This window comes from Anaeromyxobacter sp. SG66 (assembly GCF_022690805.1).
Taxonomy (GTDB): Bacteria; Myxococcota; Myxococcia; order Myxococcales; family Anaeromyxobacteraceae; genus Anaeromyxobacter; species Anaeromyxobacter soli.
This window is the reverse complement of the sequence record NZ_JALCZC010000042.1, coordinates 19,169-34,854: the sequence shown is the minus strand read 5'-3', so window position 1 is coordinate 34,854 and position 15,686 is coordinate 19,169. Positions and strand designations below refer to the sequence as shown.

Below are 15,686 nucleotides of genomic sequence, written 5' to 3'. Positions count from 1 at the left end.
CGGGCCGCCGCCGGCGCGCCCGCGCCTGGGCGAGGGCGAGCTCGCCGCGCAGGAGCGCGAGCGCGAGCCGGAGCGCCGTCGCCCGGCGCGGCGGCACGAGCGTGCCGGCGAGGAAGCGCCGCAGGGCCTCCCGGCGCCGGAGCTTGCCGGAGGAGGTGCGCGGCAGGGTCCCCGGCTCGAGGAGGCGCACCGTGTACGGCGCGATCGAGGTGCGCTCGAGCACCGCCCGCCGGATCTCCGACTCGGCCGCCGGGTCGTCCCGCGCCCCCCGCGCGCGCTCGGCGAGGATGGCGAGCGCCTCGCCGCCCTCGCCGTCCCCCTCGCCGAGGGGGACGAAGCCGACCGCCACGGCGCAGCCCGGCCGGACCGCCGCCACGCCCGCGAGGGCCGCCTCGAACTCGTCGGGCGCGTGGTTCGCGCCGCGCACGATGACGACGTCCTTCGCGCGCCCGTGCACGTACAGCTCGCCCCCGAGCGCGAACCCGAGATCGCCCGTGTCGAGCCAGCCGCCCGAGAGCGCGCGCCGCGTCGCGGCGGGATCGCCGAGGTAGCCCTGCATGAGGGACGGCCCGCGCACGAACACGCGCCCGAGGCGGCCCTCCCCGGCGAGCGCTCCGTCCTCGTCGCGGATCTCCACCTCGACGCCCGCGATGGGCGGGCCCACCGAGACGAGCTCGCGCGGCCCGGGCGCGACGGTGCCGTCGCGGGCGAGGCGCGCGGGATCGACCCGACGCCCCTCGAGCGGCCGCCCGCGCGGGCTAAAGGTGACCGCGAGCGCCGCCTCGGAGAGGCCGTAGACCGGCACGAGCGCCGCCGGATCGAGGCCGTGCGGCCCGAAGCGCGCCGCGAACCTCCGCATCGCCTCCGCGGAGACCGGCTCGGCGCCGTCGAGCGCGAGGCGCCAGGTCCCGAGCGACAGCCCGGCGAGCTCCGCGTCCTTCACGCGATCGGCGCAGTAGGCGTAGGCGAAGCTCGGCGCGACCGAGATCGTGCCCTGGTGGCGCGCGATGGCGCGGAGCCACAGCGCGGGGCGCGCGAGGAAGTGCTCGGGCGCGATGAGCACGAGGCGGCCCGGGTAGCTCATCGCCGCGAGCAGGCAGCCGATGAGCCCCATGTCGTGGTAGAGCGGCAGCCAGGAGACGAGCGCGTCGTTCGCGTCGGGCCGGACCCGCTCGACGAGCGCGTCCACCTGGGCCTCCAGCGCGGCGTGGGTGAGCGCGACCGGCTTCGGGTCCACCGTCGAGCCGGACGAGAACTGCACGAGCGCGAGCGCCTCGGGCTCGGAGGCGCGCGAGAGTCGACCGGTCTCCTGCGAGAGCTCCGCCGCGTCGGCGCAGCCGAGCGGCGGCGCCGCCCGCGCGATGGCGCCGCCGAGGAGGCGCCGCACCGCGCCGGAGGAGACGACGAGCCGCGCGCCCGACACCTCGAGCATCCGGGCCGTCTGCGCGAGGTACTCCTCCATCCGGCCGAGCCTGACCGGCGGATAGAGCGGCACGGGCACCGCCCCGGCGAGCCACGCCCCGAAGAACGCGTCCAGGAAGGCGGGCTCCGTGCGGAGCACGATCGCCACCCGATCGCCCGGCGCCACGCCCCGCGCCGCGAGCGCGGCGGCCACCCGCTCCGCGCGGTCGGCGACCTCGGCCCACCGGAGCGTGCGCTCGCGCTCGTGGAGATCGACGAACGTGACGCCGCTCGGGTGGCCCACGGCCGCGCGGAGCGCGTGCGCCAGCGTCGGGGAGCGCGGCGCGGGCGCCGGTGGCCCCACGAGCCTCACCGGGCCGGCTCCGGCGCCTGGGCGGGGATGAGCGCCGCGTCCGAGCGCGCCGCGACGAGCCGCGCGAGATCCGCGAGCGTGCGCGTTCCGGCCGCGTCGTCGTCCTCGAGGACGATCCGGAAGCGGTCCTCCACGGCGACGACGAGCGAGAGGAGCTGGAGCGAGTCGAGCGCGCCCGCGAGGGCCGCGTCGGGCGCGGGCGTGGCGTCGCCGAGCCGGAGCTCGTCGCGCGCGATGCGGAGGATCTCGTGCGCCACCCTTGCTTCACGATCCGTCATGGTCACCACCGGAGGAGGACGAGCTCGGCCGAGAAGCCCGGGCCCATCGCGGCGAGGAGGCCCACGTCTCCGGGGCGGGCCTCGCCCGCGTCGAGCAGGTCGCCGAGGACGAAGAGCACCGAGGCGGAGGAGAGGTTGCCGACCTCCTGGAGCGAACGGAAGGACCGGGAGAGCGCCGCCTCCGGCAGGTCGAGGGCGCGGCGGAAGGCCTCGAGCACCTTCGGCCCGCCGGTGTGGGCGATGAAGTGGCGCACGTCGCCGCGCGAGAGCCCGTTCGCGGCGAGGAAGCGATCCACGTCTCCGCCGACGTTCGCCTGGATCACCTCCGGCACCTTCGCGGAGAGGACCACCTTGAAGCCCGTGTCGACGACGTCCCACCCCATCACCCACTCCGTGTCCGGGTAGAACACCGAGCGGGTCGCGAGGATCCGCGGCGCGTGGTCGGGCGCGGGGGCGCGCTCGCCGCCCTGGAGCACCACCGCCGCCGCGCCGTCCCCGAACAGGCCGCTCGCGATGACGTTCGCGATGGAGGTGTCCTCCCGCTGGAGGGTGAGCGAGCAGAGCTCGACCGAGACGAGCACCGCCACCTCGCCGGGGAACGCCCGCAGGGCGTCCGAGGCCCGGGCGAGCCCCGCCGCGCCCGCCATGCAGCCCAGGCCGAAGATCGGCGTCCGCTTCACCGAGGGCGAGATCCCCAGCCGGTTCACGAGCTTCGCGTCGAGCGAGGGGGTGGCGACGCCGGTGACGGTCACGAAGTAGAGATGGTCCACCTCGCGCGGGGTGACGCCCGCCCGCGCGAGCGCCTCCGACACGGCCGCCGCGCCCAGCTCGCTCCCGACCCGGATGAACGCGTCGTTGGTCTTCCGGAACGAGTCGAGCGCCGGGTACTCGGAGAGCGGAAGGGCGAGGTGGCGGCCGCCCACGCGTGCAGCGCGGTGCAGATCGGCGAGACGCTCGACGTTGAAGTGCCGCGCGCCCCAGTACGCGGACAGGGCCGCGATGAGCGTCTCCTGATCCACGAAGTTCGGGGGCAGCGCGCGGCCGACGGAGAGGATCGCGGGGTGCGTGCTCGTCATAGGGGGAACGGCCCAGCGGCAGGCATGTGACCCCGCGCGCACGGCCGCAAGGTCCGGCCGGGGGCCGTGGCGCCCGGACGCAGCGCCGTCAACCGGGCGTCGCGACGGGCAGCGTGAAGCTGAACGTGCTGCCCGCCGCGGGCGCGCTCACGAGCTCGACCTCGCCCCCGTGAGCCTCGACGAGCCGCCGCACGATGTAGAGCCCGAGGCCGAGCCCGTCGGCCTCCCGCCCGGGACCTCGCACGTAGCGCTGGAAGATCCGCTGCTGGTCCTCGGGCGCGATCCCGGGCCCCTCGTCCATGACGGAGATCCGCACGAAGGCGCCGGCCGGGTTGGCGCTCACGACGACGCGGCCGGCGGTGTGCTTGAGCGCGTTCCCGACCAGGTTCACGAGGACGCGGTCGAGCCGGTCGGGATCGGCGTGCACCGGCGGGAGGCCGTCCGGCACGGCGACCTCGAGGCGCTGCGGGTCGAACACCCCGCGGTTGAGCTCGATCGCCTCCGCCACGAACGCGCGCACGTCCACGGCGGCGCGCTGGAGCGCGAGCGCGGCGCCGCTCTCGAGGCGCGCCGCGTCGGCGAGATCGCGCAGCATCCGCTCCATCCGCCTGCCCGCGAGCGCGATGTCGCGCGCGGCCTTCTCCGCCGCGCCCGGCTTCGCCCCGTGGCGGCCGAGCACCTGCGCCTTGAGGAGCACGATCTGGAGCGGGTTGCGCAGGTCGTGAGAGACGGCGCGGAGCAGGTCCTCGCGGCTCTCCTTCGTCGCGCGCAGCTCGGCGATGGTGACGTTGAGCTCGTTCTCGATGTGGCTCCGCAGCGCGACGAGCTCGCGGTGCGGAGCGACCACCGCGCCCACGAACAGCGCGCGGAAGATGAGGAAGAAGGTGAGCACCAGGTACGCGTGCCCGAGCACGTGCACCGGATCGAACGGGCGCGCGTAGAGGGTGAGGGAGAGCTCGGAGAGGACGGTGACCGCGAGCGCCGCCGCGAGCGTGCGGGCGCCGCGGTCGCCGGCGCGGGCGGCGCGGTGGTGCACGAGCGCGCCCACGAGCGCGACCGCCGCGACGAAGAGCTCGAGCCCGACCTTCGCGGACGTGAGCCCGCCTCCCTCCACGTAGAAGAAGGCCCGATCGCCCGGCAAGGCGAGCTCGACCGCGACGAAGGCCGTGACCGCGACGAGGTGGGGGACGAGCAGGCGCGCCCTGCCCGGCCGCAGGCTCCGATCGCTCGGCGGGAGCCGCGCGACCCAGACGAGCGTCCCCACGGTCCAGAGGCGGGCAAGGAACCAGTAGTAGATGCCCCGCTCGGTCGTCCCCGGGCCCCCGACGCCCGGCATCCCCGGAAACGTGAGCAGGTGCAGGGCCTCGAAGAGCCCCACCGCCAGGAACGCGGGGCCGATCACCTGCGCCCGTCGATCCGGGAACTCGCGGGCCGCGAACCACTGCACGCCGAACGTGGCGAACGCCACGCCGACGACGAGCAGCTCGAGGACGGTGTGGACGGGGAGGTACCGGGCCGCAGAGAGCGGCTCGTGCAGCCCGGGCAGCGCGAGGAGGATGACGAGGGGCGCGGCGAGCGCGACGAGCCACGCGAGCCGCAGCCCGGACGAGGCGGTGGGCGGTCGCGAGGCCGCGCGAGGCAGGGTCAGATCGTCCACCATGGAGGCGCCCATCCCCGGGCGGGCCTCGACTCTACACGAGCCGGAGCGATGCAATTCCGGCTTTCCTGCCGCGGCGGCGCTGCTTGCCAAGCCCCCCCGCGGTCTTACGTTCGCGCCATGCGAATGGAAAAGCTCACCGTGAAGGCCCAGGAGGCGCTCGCCGCCGCCCAGAGCGAGGCGCGCCGCCGCGACCACCAGGCCATCGACGTCGAGCACCTCGTGCTCGCCCTCCTCTCCCAGCCGGAGGGGACCGCGACGCCCATCCTGGAGAAGATCGGCGCGGAGCCGTCGCTCGTCGCCTCGCGCGTGGAGGACGAGCTGCGCACCGTGCCCAAGGTCTCCGGCGCGGAGCCGTACCTCGCGAACCGGCTCGCGAAGCTCGTCGACCGCGCCGAGGACGCCGCGAAGCGGCTCAAGGACGAGTACGTCTCGACCGAGCACCTCCTGCTCGCCGCCGCCGAGGAGAAGACCGGCGCGGGCGAGGCGCTGCGCGCCTCGGGGGCGACGCCGGACCGGATCGTCGCCGCGCTCCAGGACGTGCGCGGCGGGGCGCGCGTGACGTCGCCCGAGGCCGAGAGCCAGTACCGCGCCCTCGAGAAGTACGCGAAGGACCTCACCGCGCTCGCGAAGGCGGGGAAGCTCGATCCGGTGGTGGGGCGCGACGACGAGATCCGCCGCGTCGTCCAGATCCTCTCCCGCCGCACGAAGAACAACCCCGTGCTCGTCGGCGACCCGGGCGTCGGCAAGACCGCCATCGTCGAGGGGCTCGCCCGGCGCATCGTGGACGGCGACGTACCCGAGGGGCTCAAGGGGAAGCGCCTCCTCGCGCTCGACCTCGGCGCGATGGTCGCGGGCGCGAAGTACCGCGGCGAGTTCGAGGAGCGGCTGAAGGGCGTCCTCAAGGAGGTCGTCTCGTCCGAGGGCCAGATCATCCTCTTCATCGACGAGATGCACACCATCATCGGCGCCGGCGCCGCCGAGGGCGCGATGGACGCGGGCAACATGCTGAAGCCCGCCCTCGCGCGCGGCGAGCTGCACGCGATCGGCGCCACCACCGTGAACGAGTACCGCAAGCACGTCGAGAAGGACCCCGCCCTCGAGCGGCGCTTCCAGCCGGTGTTCGTGGGCGAGCCGTCGGTGGCCGACACCATCTCGATCCTGCGCGGCCTCAAGGACCGCTACGAGCTGCACCACAAGGTCCGCATCCAGGACGCGGCGCTCGTCGAGGCGGCGCGGCTCAGCCACCGCTACATCACCGACCGCTTCCTGCCTGACAAGGCCATCGACCTCGTCGACGAGGCGGCGAGCCGGTTGCGCATCGAGATCGACTCGATGCCGACCGAGGTGGACGAGGTGCGCCGCCGCATCGCACAGCTCGAGATCGAGCGGCAGGGGCTGCAGAAGGAGCAGGACGAGGCCTCGCGGCACCGGCTCGGCCAGGCGGAGAAGGAGCTCGCCGCGCTGAACGAGGAGTTCGCGCGCCTCAAGAGCCGCTGGGACGCGGAGAAGGCGGTCATCCAGGACCTCGCGCAGGCGAAGCAGGAGATCGACGGGCTGAAGCAGGAGCAGACGAAGGCGGAGCGCGAGGCGAACTTCCAGAAGGCCGCCGAGATCAAGTTCGGCCGGCTCCCGGAGGTGGAGCGGCGCGTGGCGGAGCTGCAGGAGCGCCTCGCCGGCCTGCAGCGCGACGGCGCGATGCTGAAGGAGGAGGTCACGCCCGAGGAGATCGCCGAGGTGGTCTCCAAGTGGACCGGCATCCCGGTCTCGAAGCTCGTCGAGGGCGAGGTCGAGAAGCTCCTCGGCATGGAGGACCGGCTGCGGGAGCGCGTCGTCGGCCAGGACGAGGCGGTGCAGGCGGTCTCGGCGGCGGTGCGCCGCGCGCGCTCGGGCCTCCAGGATCCCAACCGGCCGATCGGCTCGTTCATCTTCCTCGGGCCCACCGGCGTCGGGAAGACGGAGACCGCCCGCGCGCTCGCCGAGTTCCTGTTCGACGACGAGGCCGCGATGGTCCGCCTCGACATGAGCGAGTACATGGAGAAGCACGCCGTGTCGCGGCTCATCGGCGCGCCCCCCGGCTACGTCGGCTACGAGGAGGGCGGCCAGCTCACCGAGGCGGTCCGCCGCCGGCCGTATGCGGTGATCCTCTTCGACGAGATCGAGAAGGCGCACCACGACGTCTTCAACGTGCTCCTCCAGATCCTCGACGACGGCCGGCTCACCGACGGCCAGGGGCGCACCGTCGACTTCCGGAACGCGGTCGTCATCATGACCTCCAACATCGGCTCGCAGGAGATCCAGCGGCTCGCCGGCCGCCCGGGGGCCGACGTCTCGGCGATCCGGGAGGCGGCGCTCGAGAACCTGCGCGCGGAGTTCCGGCCGGAGTTCCTGAACCGGGTGGACGAGATCGTGGTCTTCCGCCCGCTGTCGCGCGAGCACGTCGGGCGCATCGTGGAGATCCAGCTCGCGCGCCTGCGCAAGCTCCTCGAGGAGCGGCGCATCACGATCGAGCTCTCGCCTGCGGCGCGCGAGGCCATCGCCGACGCGGGCTACGACCCGGTCTACGGGGCGCGCCCCCTGAAGCGCGCCATCCAGCGGATGATCCAGGACCCGCTCGCGACGAAGCTCCTGCGCGGCGAGTTCAAGGCCGGCGACCACGTCGTGGTGGACGAGGGGCCGGACGGGAACATCACGTTCGCGAAGGGCGCCCGCGCCGTCGAGGGCGAGGCGCTCGTGCATTGATAGGTGGTCGAACCGGGGAGGGGCCCCGTGCAACGCACGGGGAGGGGGCAACGCCCCCTCCCGGCGGGGAGCCCGGGCGCACCCGCGAACGCGGGCGCACGGGCTCACGGGCCCCGCCGAGCAGGGGTGGGGCCCCGGCGACGGCGGTGAGCCGCCGACGGGGCGGGGGCGCAGCCCCCGTACGATCACTACGCCTGCGCGTCGAGCCAGACCTCGAGCCCCTGCGCGTTGAGGTCGAGGTCCACCCCGTACACCGCCAGCGCCTCCTCGCGCGCGAGCGGCGCGCCGTGCGCGGCGAGGCCGCGGAGGAGCTGACCGGCGAGCGCCTCGCGCAGGGCGGCGTGACGGCCGGGCCCGGAGGGCGCCGCGCGCGCGAGCCGCACGTGCTCGTCGAGGCCCTCGAGGAGCTGGGCGGCGGCGCGGGGGATCTCCCCCTCGAGCATCCCGAAGTGCGTGAGGTAGATGCGCTCGGGCTTCTCCGCGAGCATGCGCTCCACGGTCCGCCGCAGCGCGGCCGGATCGAGCTGCACCGGCGTCGTGGTCGGGAACACGAAGGGCCCCTTCGCGGAGTCGGCCTCGCGGTAGGAGATGCCGAACGCGTCGCCGGTGAAGAAGCCGCGCGTCGCGGGATCGTGGACGACGAGGTGGTGCTTCGCGTGACCGGGGGCGTCGAGCATGCGGAGCACGCGGCCGCCGAGATCCACCTCGTGGCCGTCCGGCGCCTCGACGACCCGCGCCGCGGGGATGGGCGGGATGTCGCCGTAGAGCTCCCGGAAGCGCGCCTCACCGTAGACCTCGGCGGTGCCCGCGATGAGCTTCGACGGATCGACGAGGTGGCGCGCGCCGCGCGGGTGCGCGACCAGCGTCGCGCGAGGGAGCGCCTCCATGAGCTTCCCCGCGCCGCCCGCGTGGTCGAGGTGCACGTGCGTGACGACCACGTGCGAGACGTCCGCGGGCGCGATGCGGAACGCGGCGAGCGCCTCGAGGATGCGCGGCACGGACGAGGACGCCGCGGTCTCGATCACGGCGGCGGACGCGTCGCCCCGGACGACGTAGCAGGCGGCGAGCTTCGGGCGGACGTAGCCCGAGTCGAGGAGGACGACGCCGGGGGCGATCTCGCGGGCAGGGTCGAGGTGCATCGGGCTCTCCGGAGCTTGCGGGGCCGTGCTTCTGTACCGGCGCGGCGTCCGCACGGCAACTCGGCATGAGGCTGCGGCCGCGCGGCGTGGCGCCCGGGAGGCCGCGGAGCGGCCGGTCGTGCGCCCATCACGCGGCGCCGCGCACCGGCGCAGGGCGAGCGGCGCGCGAGGAGCGGCGTGACTCCGGGTTGCTGCGGAGGCCGGCGCAGCTATGGATCCAGAGGCGGCAGCTCCCTCGCCGCCAGGAGGTCGCTGCGATGGATCGCCACCTCGAACACTACTGGCCGCTTCCGCTCCGCATCCTGCTCGGGATCTCGTTCATGTACCACGGCGCCCCGAAGCTCACCGCCGCGGGGCACGCCGAGTTCCAGGGCATGCTCGCCCAGCTCGGGATCCCGCTGCCCGCGCTCATGGCCTGGGTGGGAGGCATCGTCGAGTTCTTCGGCGGGATCGCGCTCATCGTCGGCGCCGCCACCTGGCTCGTCGCCCTCCTGCTCTCGCTCGAGATGCTCGTCGCGATGATCAGGGTTCACGCGCCGTACGGCTTCGGCTACATCCAGATCACCGGGATGACCGACAAGGGCCCGGTGTTCGGGATGCCGGGCATCGAGGTGAACCTCCTCTTCCTCGCCGGGCTGCTGGCGCTGTTCATCGGCGGGGCCGGGCCGCTCTCGGTGGACGAGCGGCTCATGAAGCGCGAGAGCCGGCTGCAGGTGCCGTGGCTCAGGCACCGTGAGGTCCACGCCTGAGCGCCGCCGATCCCGCAGTGAGCGACGCCGGACGCAGCGCGGCGCCGCGCGCCCCGCGGGCGCGGGACGGCACGGCGCCGCAGGTCGCGACCGGAGCGCGCTACTTCGCCTGGATCCAGCCCTCGGCCGTGAGGAGCTCCGCCGTGAGCACCGCGCCGCCCGCGGCGCCGCGCACCGTGTTGTGCGAGAGCGACACGAACCGGTAGTCGAAGAGCGCGTCGGGACGCAGCCGGCCGATGGCGACGCCCATGCCGCCGCCGATGTCGCGGTCGAGCTTCGTCTGCGGCCGCGAGTCCTCCTCGAAGTAGGTGAGGAACGGCTTCGGCGCCGAGGGGAGCCCCATCTTCTGGGGCTTCGGCTCCCAGCTCCGCCACAGCTCGATGACCTCGGCGCGGTCGGGCTTCCGCTCGAAGGTCACGAACGCCGCCGCCATGTGCCCGTCGGAGGCGGGCACCCGGATGCACTGCGCGGTGATGATCGGGTCCTTCGCCTTCTCGATCCGGCCGCCCTCGAGCCGGCCCCAGATCTTCATGGGCTCCTGCTCGGACTTCTCCTCCTCGCCCTTGATGAAGGGGATGAGGTTGTCGACCATCTCCGGCCAGCTCTCGAAGGTCTTCCCGGCGCCGCTGATCGCCTGGTAGGTGCAGACCGCGACGCGCTTCGGCCCGAACTTCATGAGCGGGTGGAGCGCCGGCACGTAGCTCTGGATCGAGCAGTTCGGCTTCACGGCGATGAAGCCGCGCGCGGCGCCGAGCCGCTTGCGCTGCGCCTCGATCACCGCGGCGTGCTCGGGGTTCACCTCGGGCACCATCATCGGCACGTCGGGCGTGCCGCGGTGCGCGGAGTTGTTGGACACGACCGGCGTCTCGCGGCGCGCGTAGTCCTCCTCGAGCTTCGCCGTCTCCTCCTTGGACATGTCGACGGCGCAGAAGACGAAGTCCACCTCGCGGGCGATCTCGTCGACCGCGGAGGCGTTCTTCACGCTGAGGGCGGCGGTCGCGGCCGGGATCGCGGTCTTGAGCGCCCAGCGCCCCTTCACCGCGTCGGCGTATTTCTGGCCCGCGGAGTTCGCGCTCGCGGCCACGAGCGTCACCTCGTACCAGGGGTGGTTCTCGAGCAGCGCGACGAACCGCTGGCCGACCATGCCGGTCGCGCCGAGCACGCCCACCTTCAGCTTCTTCTGGCTCATGACTCCTCGCTTGGAAAGGAACCGTGGAGCGTAGCACACGGGATGGGCCCGTCGAGGCGGCGGGGCCGGCGAGCGCCGACTCGCGAGTCAACGCGCGCGGCGGGCCGCCGCGCGAGGTCCAATCAGTAGAAGACCTCCTCGAGGAAGAGCCCCTGCGGCGGTGCGGTCCTTCCGGCCCGGGTGCGGTCGCGGCTCGCGACGAGCGCGGGCATGGAGTCCGCGCTCCGCCTGCCCTTCCCGACCTCCACGAGCGTGCCGACGAAGTTCCGCACCATGTGCTTCACGAAGGCCGTCGCCTCGACGACCAGCTCCACCCGCCCTCCCGCCTCGCCGAGCACGTCGAGCCGGTGCACGTCGCGGACGGCGTGCTCGCAGGCGCAGTCGGCCGCCTGGAAGGCAGCGAAGTCCTGGCGACCGAGCAGGTGGCGCGACGCCGCGCGCATCGCGCCGACGTCGAGCGCGCCGAAGAGCTGCCACGCCTGGAGGCGCGACAGCGGCGCGCGCGTCTCGAGGTTCAGGACGACGTAGCGGTAGCGCTTGCCACGCGCGCTCCGGCGCGCATCGAAGCCGTCCGGCTCGACGCTCGCCGTGCGGACGGCGACGTCGTCGGGGAGGAGCGCGTTCATCCCCTTCACGTAGGCGGAGAGCGGCAGCGGCCGCGCCTCCGGGAAGGAGACGACCTGGCCGCGGGCGTGCACCCCCGCGTCGGTGCGCCCCGCCGCGGTCACGCGCCGCGGCTCCTTGTGGAGCGTCGCGAGGGCCCGCTCGACCTCGGCCTGGATCGACGGGCCGTTGGGCTGGACCTGCCAGCCGACGTAGCGGGTCCCGTCGTACTCGAGGACGAGCTTCACGACCGGCACGTGCGCAACCTACCACGGCCATGCCGCTCCTCCGCCTGCTCTGCGCGATGCTCCTCCTCGCCCTCTCCGCCGCCGGCTGCCGGAACGGCGGCTCGACCGGCGAGCCGTCGGGGGGCGGCACGGACGGCGGCGGGGGGACCGGCGGAGGTGGAGGCGGCGGAGGCGGCGGAGGTGGGGGCACCCCGACGACGCCGGGCTGGGCGGTCGTCGCGCGAGAGGACTTCGAGGGCGGCGACCTGCCCGCGGGCACCTTCGCTCCCGACCCGGTGCCCGACGACGGCCCGTTCGCCGACGGCGGCGCCTTCTTCGTGGCGCGCGGCGTGACCCCGCCCGCCGCGTTCCGCGCCACGGAGCCATTCGGCGCGAGCGGCTGGCTCACGCTCGAGTCGTACTCGCGCCGCGCCGACGCGGCGCTCGCCGACCGCGCCGCGGTGGTGGCCGATCCCGCCGGCGGAACGAACCACGTCCTGCGCCTCCGCTCGCCCGAGCACACGGACGGGACGGTCGTGCGCCCGACGCAGCCGCTCCCGGCGCGCTACCGCATCTCGCTGCGCGTCGGCTACGCCGCGTTCGGCGACGGGAAGCCCGGCCTGAACGGCTACGACAGAGGCGACGAGACCGCCGGCCCCTGGTGGCCGGGGGAGAGCGCGACGAGCCAGAACGGCTTCTACTGGCTCACCATCCTCGACGCGCTCCCGCGGCCGCACGACAACACCTGGATCCACCACCACCGCAAGGTGGTCGTGGACTCGGACAACCATTACCCACCGTGGATGGAGGTGTGGACCGGGAGCGGCTTCGTCGCGTCGGGCGAGCACCCGATCATGATGATCGCGCTCGACGGCTCGCGCCCGGGCGACGCGAAGACGGGCAACGCGTTCCTCTCCTTCTCGAACGGCGCGTGGCAGCCCTCCGGCGCGATACGCGCCGTGGACGCGTACCTGCCGGACACCTGGTACCGCGTGACGATCGAGCGCGACGGCCCGCGCTACACGCTCGAGATCTCGGGCCGCTTCCGTTACGGCGGCGACCAGACCTACCGCGCGAGCGTGGACGCCGCACAGACGTGCCTCTGGCACTACCCCGTGGACGCCGCCGAGGCCGCCGGCGCCGCGGGCTGCGTGGACACGGGCTCCTTCGTGGGACCGGAGTTTCCGCGCTGGCCGGCGGGCGGCACCTGGCCGGACTGGTTCATGTTCGGCGACCCGCACGTGAACTACTACGAGGGTCAGGTCTTCTATGACGACGTGGTGCTCGAGGAGTGGCGGGAGTGAGGGCGGCACCGTAGGCTCGCGCGCGTGAGCTCGCCCGCGGTGGTTCCTCCCTCCGAGTTCTCCGACGTCCCCGCACCCGAGGGCGGCCGCGCGGCGCGCCTCCTCCCCGCCGCCCTCGCGGCCGCGACCTTCGCGCTGCACGTGGCCGCCGGCGGCCGCTACGGCATCTTCCGCGACGAGCTCTACTTCATCGTCTGCGGCGAGCGGCTCGGGTGGGGGTACGTCGATCAGCCGCCCGGGATCGCGCTCGTCGCCCGGGTCGCGCACGCGCTCTTCGGCACCTGGGTCCCCGGCCTGCGGCTCCCCGCGTGGCTCGCCTCGGCCGCCACGGTCTTCCTCGCCGCGCGGCTCGCGCGACGCCTCGGCGGCGGCGCGTTCGCGGCGGCGCTCGCCGGCGTGGCCCTGGCGGCCTCGCCGCTCCTCGCCGGGCTCGGCCACTACCTCACGATGAACGCGTTCGAGCCGCTCGCGATGATCGCGCTCGCCTGCGTGCTCGTCCGGCTCGTGCTGGGCGACTCCCCTCGGTGGTGGCTCCTCGCCGGCGCCGTCGCCGCCGCGGGCGCGCTCCTCAAGTACACGTCCGCGCTGCTCGCGCTCGGGCTCCTCGCCGGCCTCCTCGCCACGCCGGCGCGACGCGCGCTCGCGACGCGATGGGCGCTCGCCGGCGCAGCGCTCGGCGCGGTCCTCGTCCTGCCGAACGTCCTGTGGCAGGCGGCGCACGGCCTGCCGTTCCTGGAGCTCGTCCGGAACGGACAGCTCGAGAAGAACGCGCCCTTCTCGCTCGGCGGCTTCGCGCGCTCGCTCCTCCTCGAGCCCGGCCCGCTCGCCGCGCCCGTGTGGCTCGGCGGCCTCGCCTGGCTCCTCCTCGCCGAGCGGGCGCGGCCGTTCCGCTTCCTCGCCATCGGGGGAGCCCTGTACCTCGCCACCCTCGTCGCCACGCGCGGGAAGGCCTACTACGCCGCGCCCGCCTTGCCGATGCTGCTCGCCGCGGGCGGCGTCGGGATCGAGCGGGCGCTCCGGCGCGGAGCGGCGCGCCTCGCGGCGCTCTGTGCGATCGCGGTCACGGGCGCGATCGGGCTCCCCCTCGCGATCCCGCTCCTGCCCGTCGAGGCCTTCGTCCGCTACCAGGCCGCGCTCGGGCTGAAGCCGGCGCCGCTCGAGCGGCACGCGTACGGCGCGCTGCCGCAAATCTTCGCGGACCAGCACGGATGGGAGGCGCTCGCCGCCGCCGTCGCGGACGTGACGCGCGGCCTCCCGCCCGAGGCGCGCGCCCGCGCCGCCGTGTTCGCGCAGAACTACGGCGAGGCGGCGGCGCTCGAGGTGCACGCGCCGGGGCTCGGGGCGCCGGTCGTCTCCGGTCACAACCAGTACTTCCTGTGGGGCCCGCCGGCGACGGGTGGCGATCCGCTCATCGTCGTCTCGGATGCGCACGAGGACTGCGGCGCCGGTCTGTACCGCGAGCGCACGCTCGCCGCGAGGCTGCCCTCGAGCCCGTGGACGATGCCCTACGAGGACGCGCGCTGGATCTGGATCTGCCGCGGCGCGACGCGCCCGCTCGCCGAGGTCTGGCCGGCGGTGCGGCACTACGAATGAGGGTCGGGCATTCGTTGACCCCGCGGCGCCGCCCGCGTTATATGCCGTTCAACTTTCGTTGAAAGCGCCGGTCCCCGGAGGCTCCCCGTGGCAGCGAGTGAGCAGGCCATCCTGTCCCAGCTCGACGCGAGCGCAGAGCGCGGCGTCCGCCCCGAGCGTGCGCAGGCCGCCCTCGCAGACGTCCCCGCGCTGCCGGAGAGCCTCGTCGCGCTCGAGGAGCAGCTCACCCGCGCGACCGAGGACGCCGAGGAGAAGCTCCGCGCCGCGGCGCGCCACCTGGTCTCGGCGGGCGGCAAGCGCATCCGTCCCATGGTGACGCTCCTCGCCTGCGGCGCCTGCGGCGGCGAGATGCGCGCCGCGGTGCCGTACGCGGTCGCCGCCGAGCTGACCCACTCGGCGACGCTCCTCCACGACGACGTGATCGACGACGGCCCGCTGCGGCGCGGCCAGCCCGCCTCGCGCGTCATCTGGGGCAACGCCGTCTCGGTCCTCTCCGGCGACTGGCTCCTCACCCGCGCGCTCGAGATCGTCTCGGCGGAGCCCGCCCGCTCGGCGGCGCTCCCGACGCTGCTCGCCACGATGCGCAGGCTCGTCGAGGGCGAGGTGCTCCAGCTCTCGCTCCGCAGCTCCTTCGCCGCGACCGAGAAGGACTACCTCGACGTCGTGATCGGCAAGACCGCCTCGCTCTTCGGCTGGGCCGCCGCGGCGGGCGCGTGGGCGGCCGGCGAGGTCGGGCACGTGCCGGAGGCGCTCGTCCGGTTCGGCGAGGGCATCGGCATCGCCTTCCAGCTCGTGGACGATGCGCTCGACTACGCCGCCGACCCGAAGCTCCTCGGCAAGCGCCTCGGAACGGACCTCATCGAGGGCAAGGCGACGCTCCCCCTCATCCGGGCCTGCGAGGCCGAGCCCCGGCTGCGCGAGCGGCTCGCCGCGCTCGTGGACGGCCAGGACGACGGCGACGCCGTCGCCGCCGACGTGGTCGAGGTGGTGAAGCGCGTCGGCGGCGTCGAGGACGCGCGCGCGCTCGCCCGCGAGCACACCCGCAGCGCGCTCGCCGCGCTCGAGGAGGTGCCCGACGGCGTGCACCGCCGGGCGCTGCGCGAGGCGGCGGGATCGCTCACCGAGCGCGCGTTCTAAACGACAGTTCGTGATTCGCGATCACCTTCGGTGACGCGAATCACGCTGTCGTTTAGCCATGTTCGACCGGGGGACTGCGTCCCCCGCCCCGCCGAGCGAAGCTCGTCGGGGGCCCACCCCCGCTCGCCGGGTCCCGTGCGCCGCCGCGAGCGGCTACGCCGCTTCCGCGGCGTCGCCCCGGCGGGCTCGCTACGCTCGCCTGTTCGCGAATCATGATC

General features: G+C 74.4%; 12 protein-coding genes. 5 read left to right on the top strand and 7 right to left on the bottom strand.

Annotated features, from left to right (window positions below; genetic code table 11):
* From MNZ39_RS13335 to MNZ39_RS13320, 4 genes are all read right to left on the bottom strand, one after another.
* Positions 1–1,774: AMP-binding protein (locus MNZ39_RS13335; protein ID WP_242339254.1), on the bottom strand; the 1,774-nt coding region annotated here is incomplete at its 3' end.
* Entirely contained in the window at positions 1,771–2,052 is a 282-nt protein-coding gene (locus MNZ39_RS13330) for an acyl carrier protein (RefSeq protein WP_242339252.1), read from the bottom strand. The genes MNZ39_RS13335 and MNZ39_RS13330, both read right to left, overlap by 4 nt.
* Positions 2,053–2,054: 2 nt before the next feature.
* A complete protein-coding gene (locus tag MNZ39_RS13325) occupies positions 2,055–3,128 on the bottom strand; it encodes a type III polyketide synthase (protein ID WP_242339250.1) in 1,074 nt (357 codons plus the stop codon).
* A gap of 88 nt (positions 3,129–3,216) precedes the next feature.
* Positions 3,217–4,788, bottom strand: a complete 1,572-nt coding sequence (locus MNZ39_RS13320; protein WP_242339248.1) for an MASE3 domain-containing protein — start codon at positions 4,786–4,788, stop codon at positions 3,217–3,219.
* 117 nt (positions 4,789–4,905) lie between these two features.
* On the opposite strand from MNZ39_RS13320, the gene clpB reads away from it, so the two are divergent.
* Positions 4,906–7,527: an ATP-dependent chaperone ClpB gene (gene clpB, locus MNZ39_RS13315; RefSeq protein WP_242339246.1), complete on the top strand. Its 2,622-nt coding sequence runs from the start codon at positions 4,906–4,908 to the stop codon at positions 7,525–7,527.
* Positions 7,528–7,715: 188 nt separating this feature from the next.
* Here the strand turns inward: clpB and MNZ39_RS13310 are convergent, their stop codons facing one another.
* Positions 7,716–8,666: an MBL fold metallo-hydrolase gene (locus tag MNZ39_RS13310; protein ID WP_242339244.1), complete on the bottom strand. Its 951-nt coding sequence runs from the start codon at positions 8,664–8,666 to the stop codon at positions 7,716–7,718.
* A 257-nt stretch (positions 8,667–8,923) separates the two neighbouring features.
* Between MNZ39_RS13310 and MNZ39_RS13305 the strand changes: the two genes are divergently transcribed.
* Positions 8,924–9,415 carry a DoxX family protein gene (locus tag MNZ39_RS13305; RefSeq protein ID WP_242339242.1) on the top strand — a complete coding sequence of 164 codons (492 nt, stop codon included), beginning with the start codon at positions 8,924–8,926 and terminating at the stop codon, positions 9,413–9,415.
* Between the two features lie 100 nt (positions 9,416–9,515).
* On the opposite strand, the gene asd is transcribed toward MNZ39_RS13305, so the two are convergent.
* Positions 9,516–10,604, bottom strand: coding sequence for an aspartate-semialdehyde dehydrogenase (asd, locus tag MNZ39_RS13300; RefSeq protein ID WP_242339240.1), 1,089 nt, complete (start codon positions 10,602–10,604; stop codon positions 9,516–9,518).
* A 122-nt stretch (positions 10,605–10,726) separates the two neighbouring features.
* A complete protein-coding gene (truA, locus tag MNZ39_RS13295) occupies positions 10,727–11,464 on the bottom strand; it encodes a tRNA pseudouridine(38-40) synthase TruA (RefSeq protein ID WP_242339238.1) in 738 nt (245 codons plus the stop codon).
* A gap of 20 nt (positions 11,465–11,484) precedes the next feature.
* Here truA and MNZ39_RS13290 point away from each other — a divergent pair, with 20 nt between their 5' ends.
* The 3 genes from MNZ39_RS13290 (at position 11,485) to MNZ39_RS13280 (ending at position 15,468) form a co-directional block, all read left to right on the top strand.
* Entirely contained in the window at positions 11,485–12,738 is a 1,254-nt protein-coding gene (locus tag MNZ39_RS13290) for a hypothetical protein (RefSeq protein ID WP_242339236.1), read from the top strand.
* A 24-nt stretch (positions 12,739–12,762) separates the two neighbouring features.
* On the top strand, positions 12,763–14,331 hold the full coding sequence (locus tag MNZ39_RS13285) for a glycosyltransferase family 39 protein (protein WP_242339234.1): 1,569 nt from the start codon (positions 12,763–12,765) through the stop codon (positions 14,329–14,331).
* An 87-nt stretch (positions 14,332–14,418) separates the two neighbouring features.
* Positions 14,419–15,468: a polyprenyl synthetase family protein gene (locus MNZ39_RS13280; protein WP_242339232.1), complete on the top strand. Its 1,050-nt coding sequence runs from the start codon at positions 14,419–14,421 to the stop codon at positions 15,466–15,468.
* Positions 15,469–15,686: the final 218 nt, after the last annotated feature.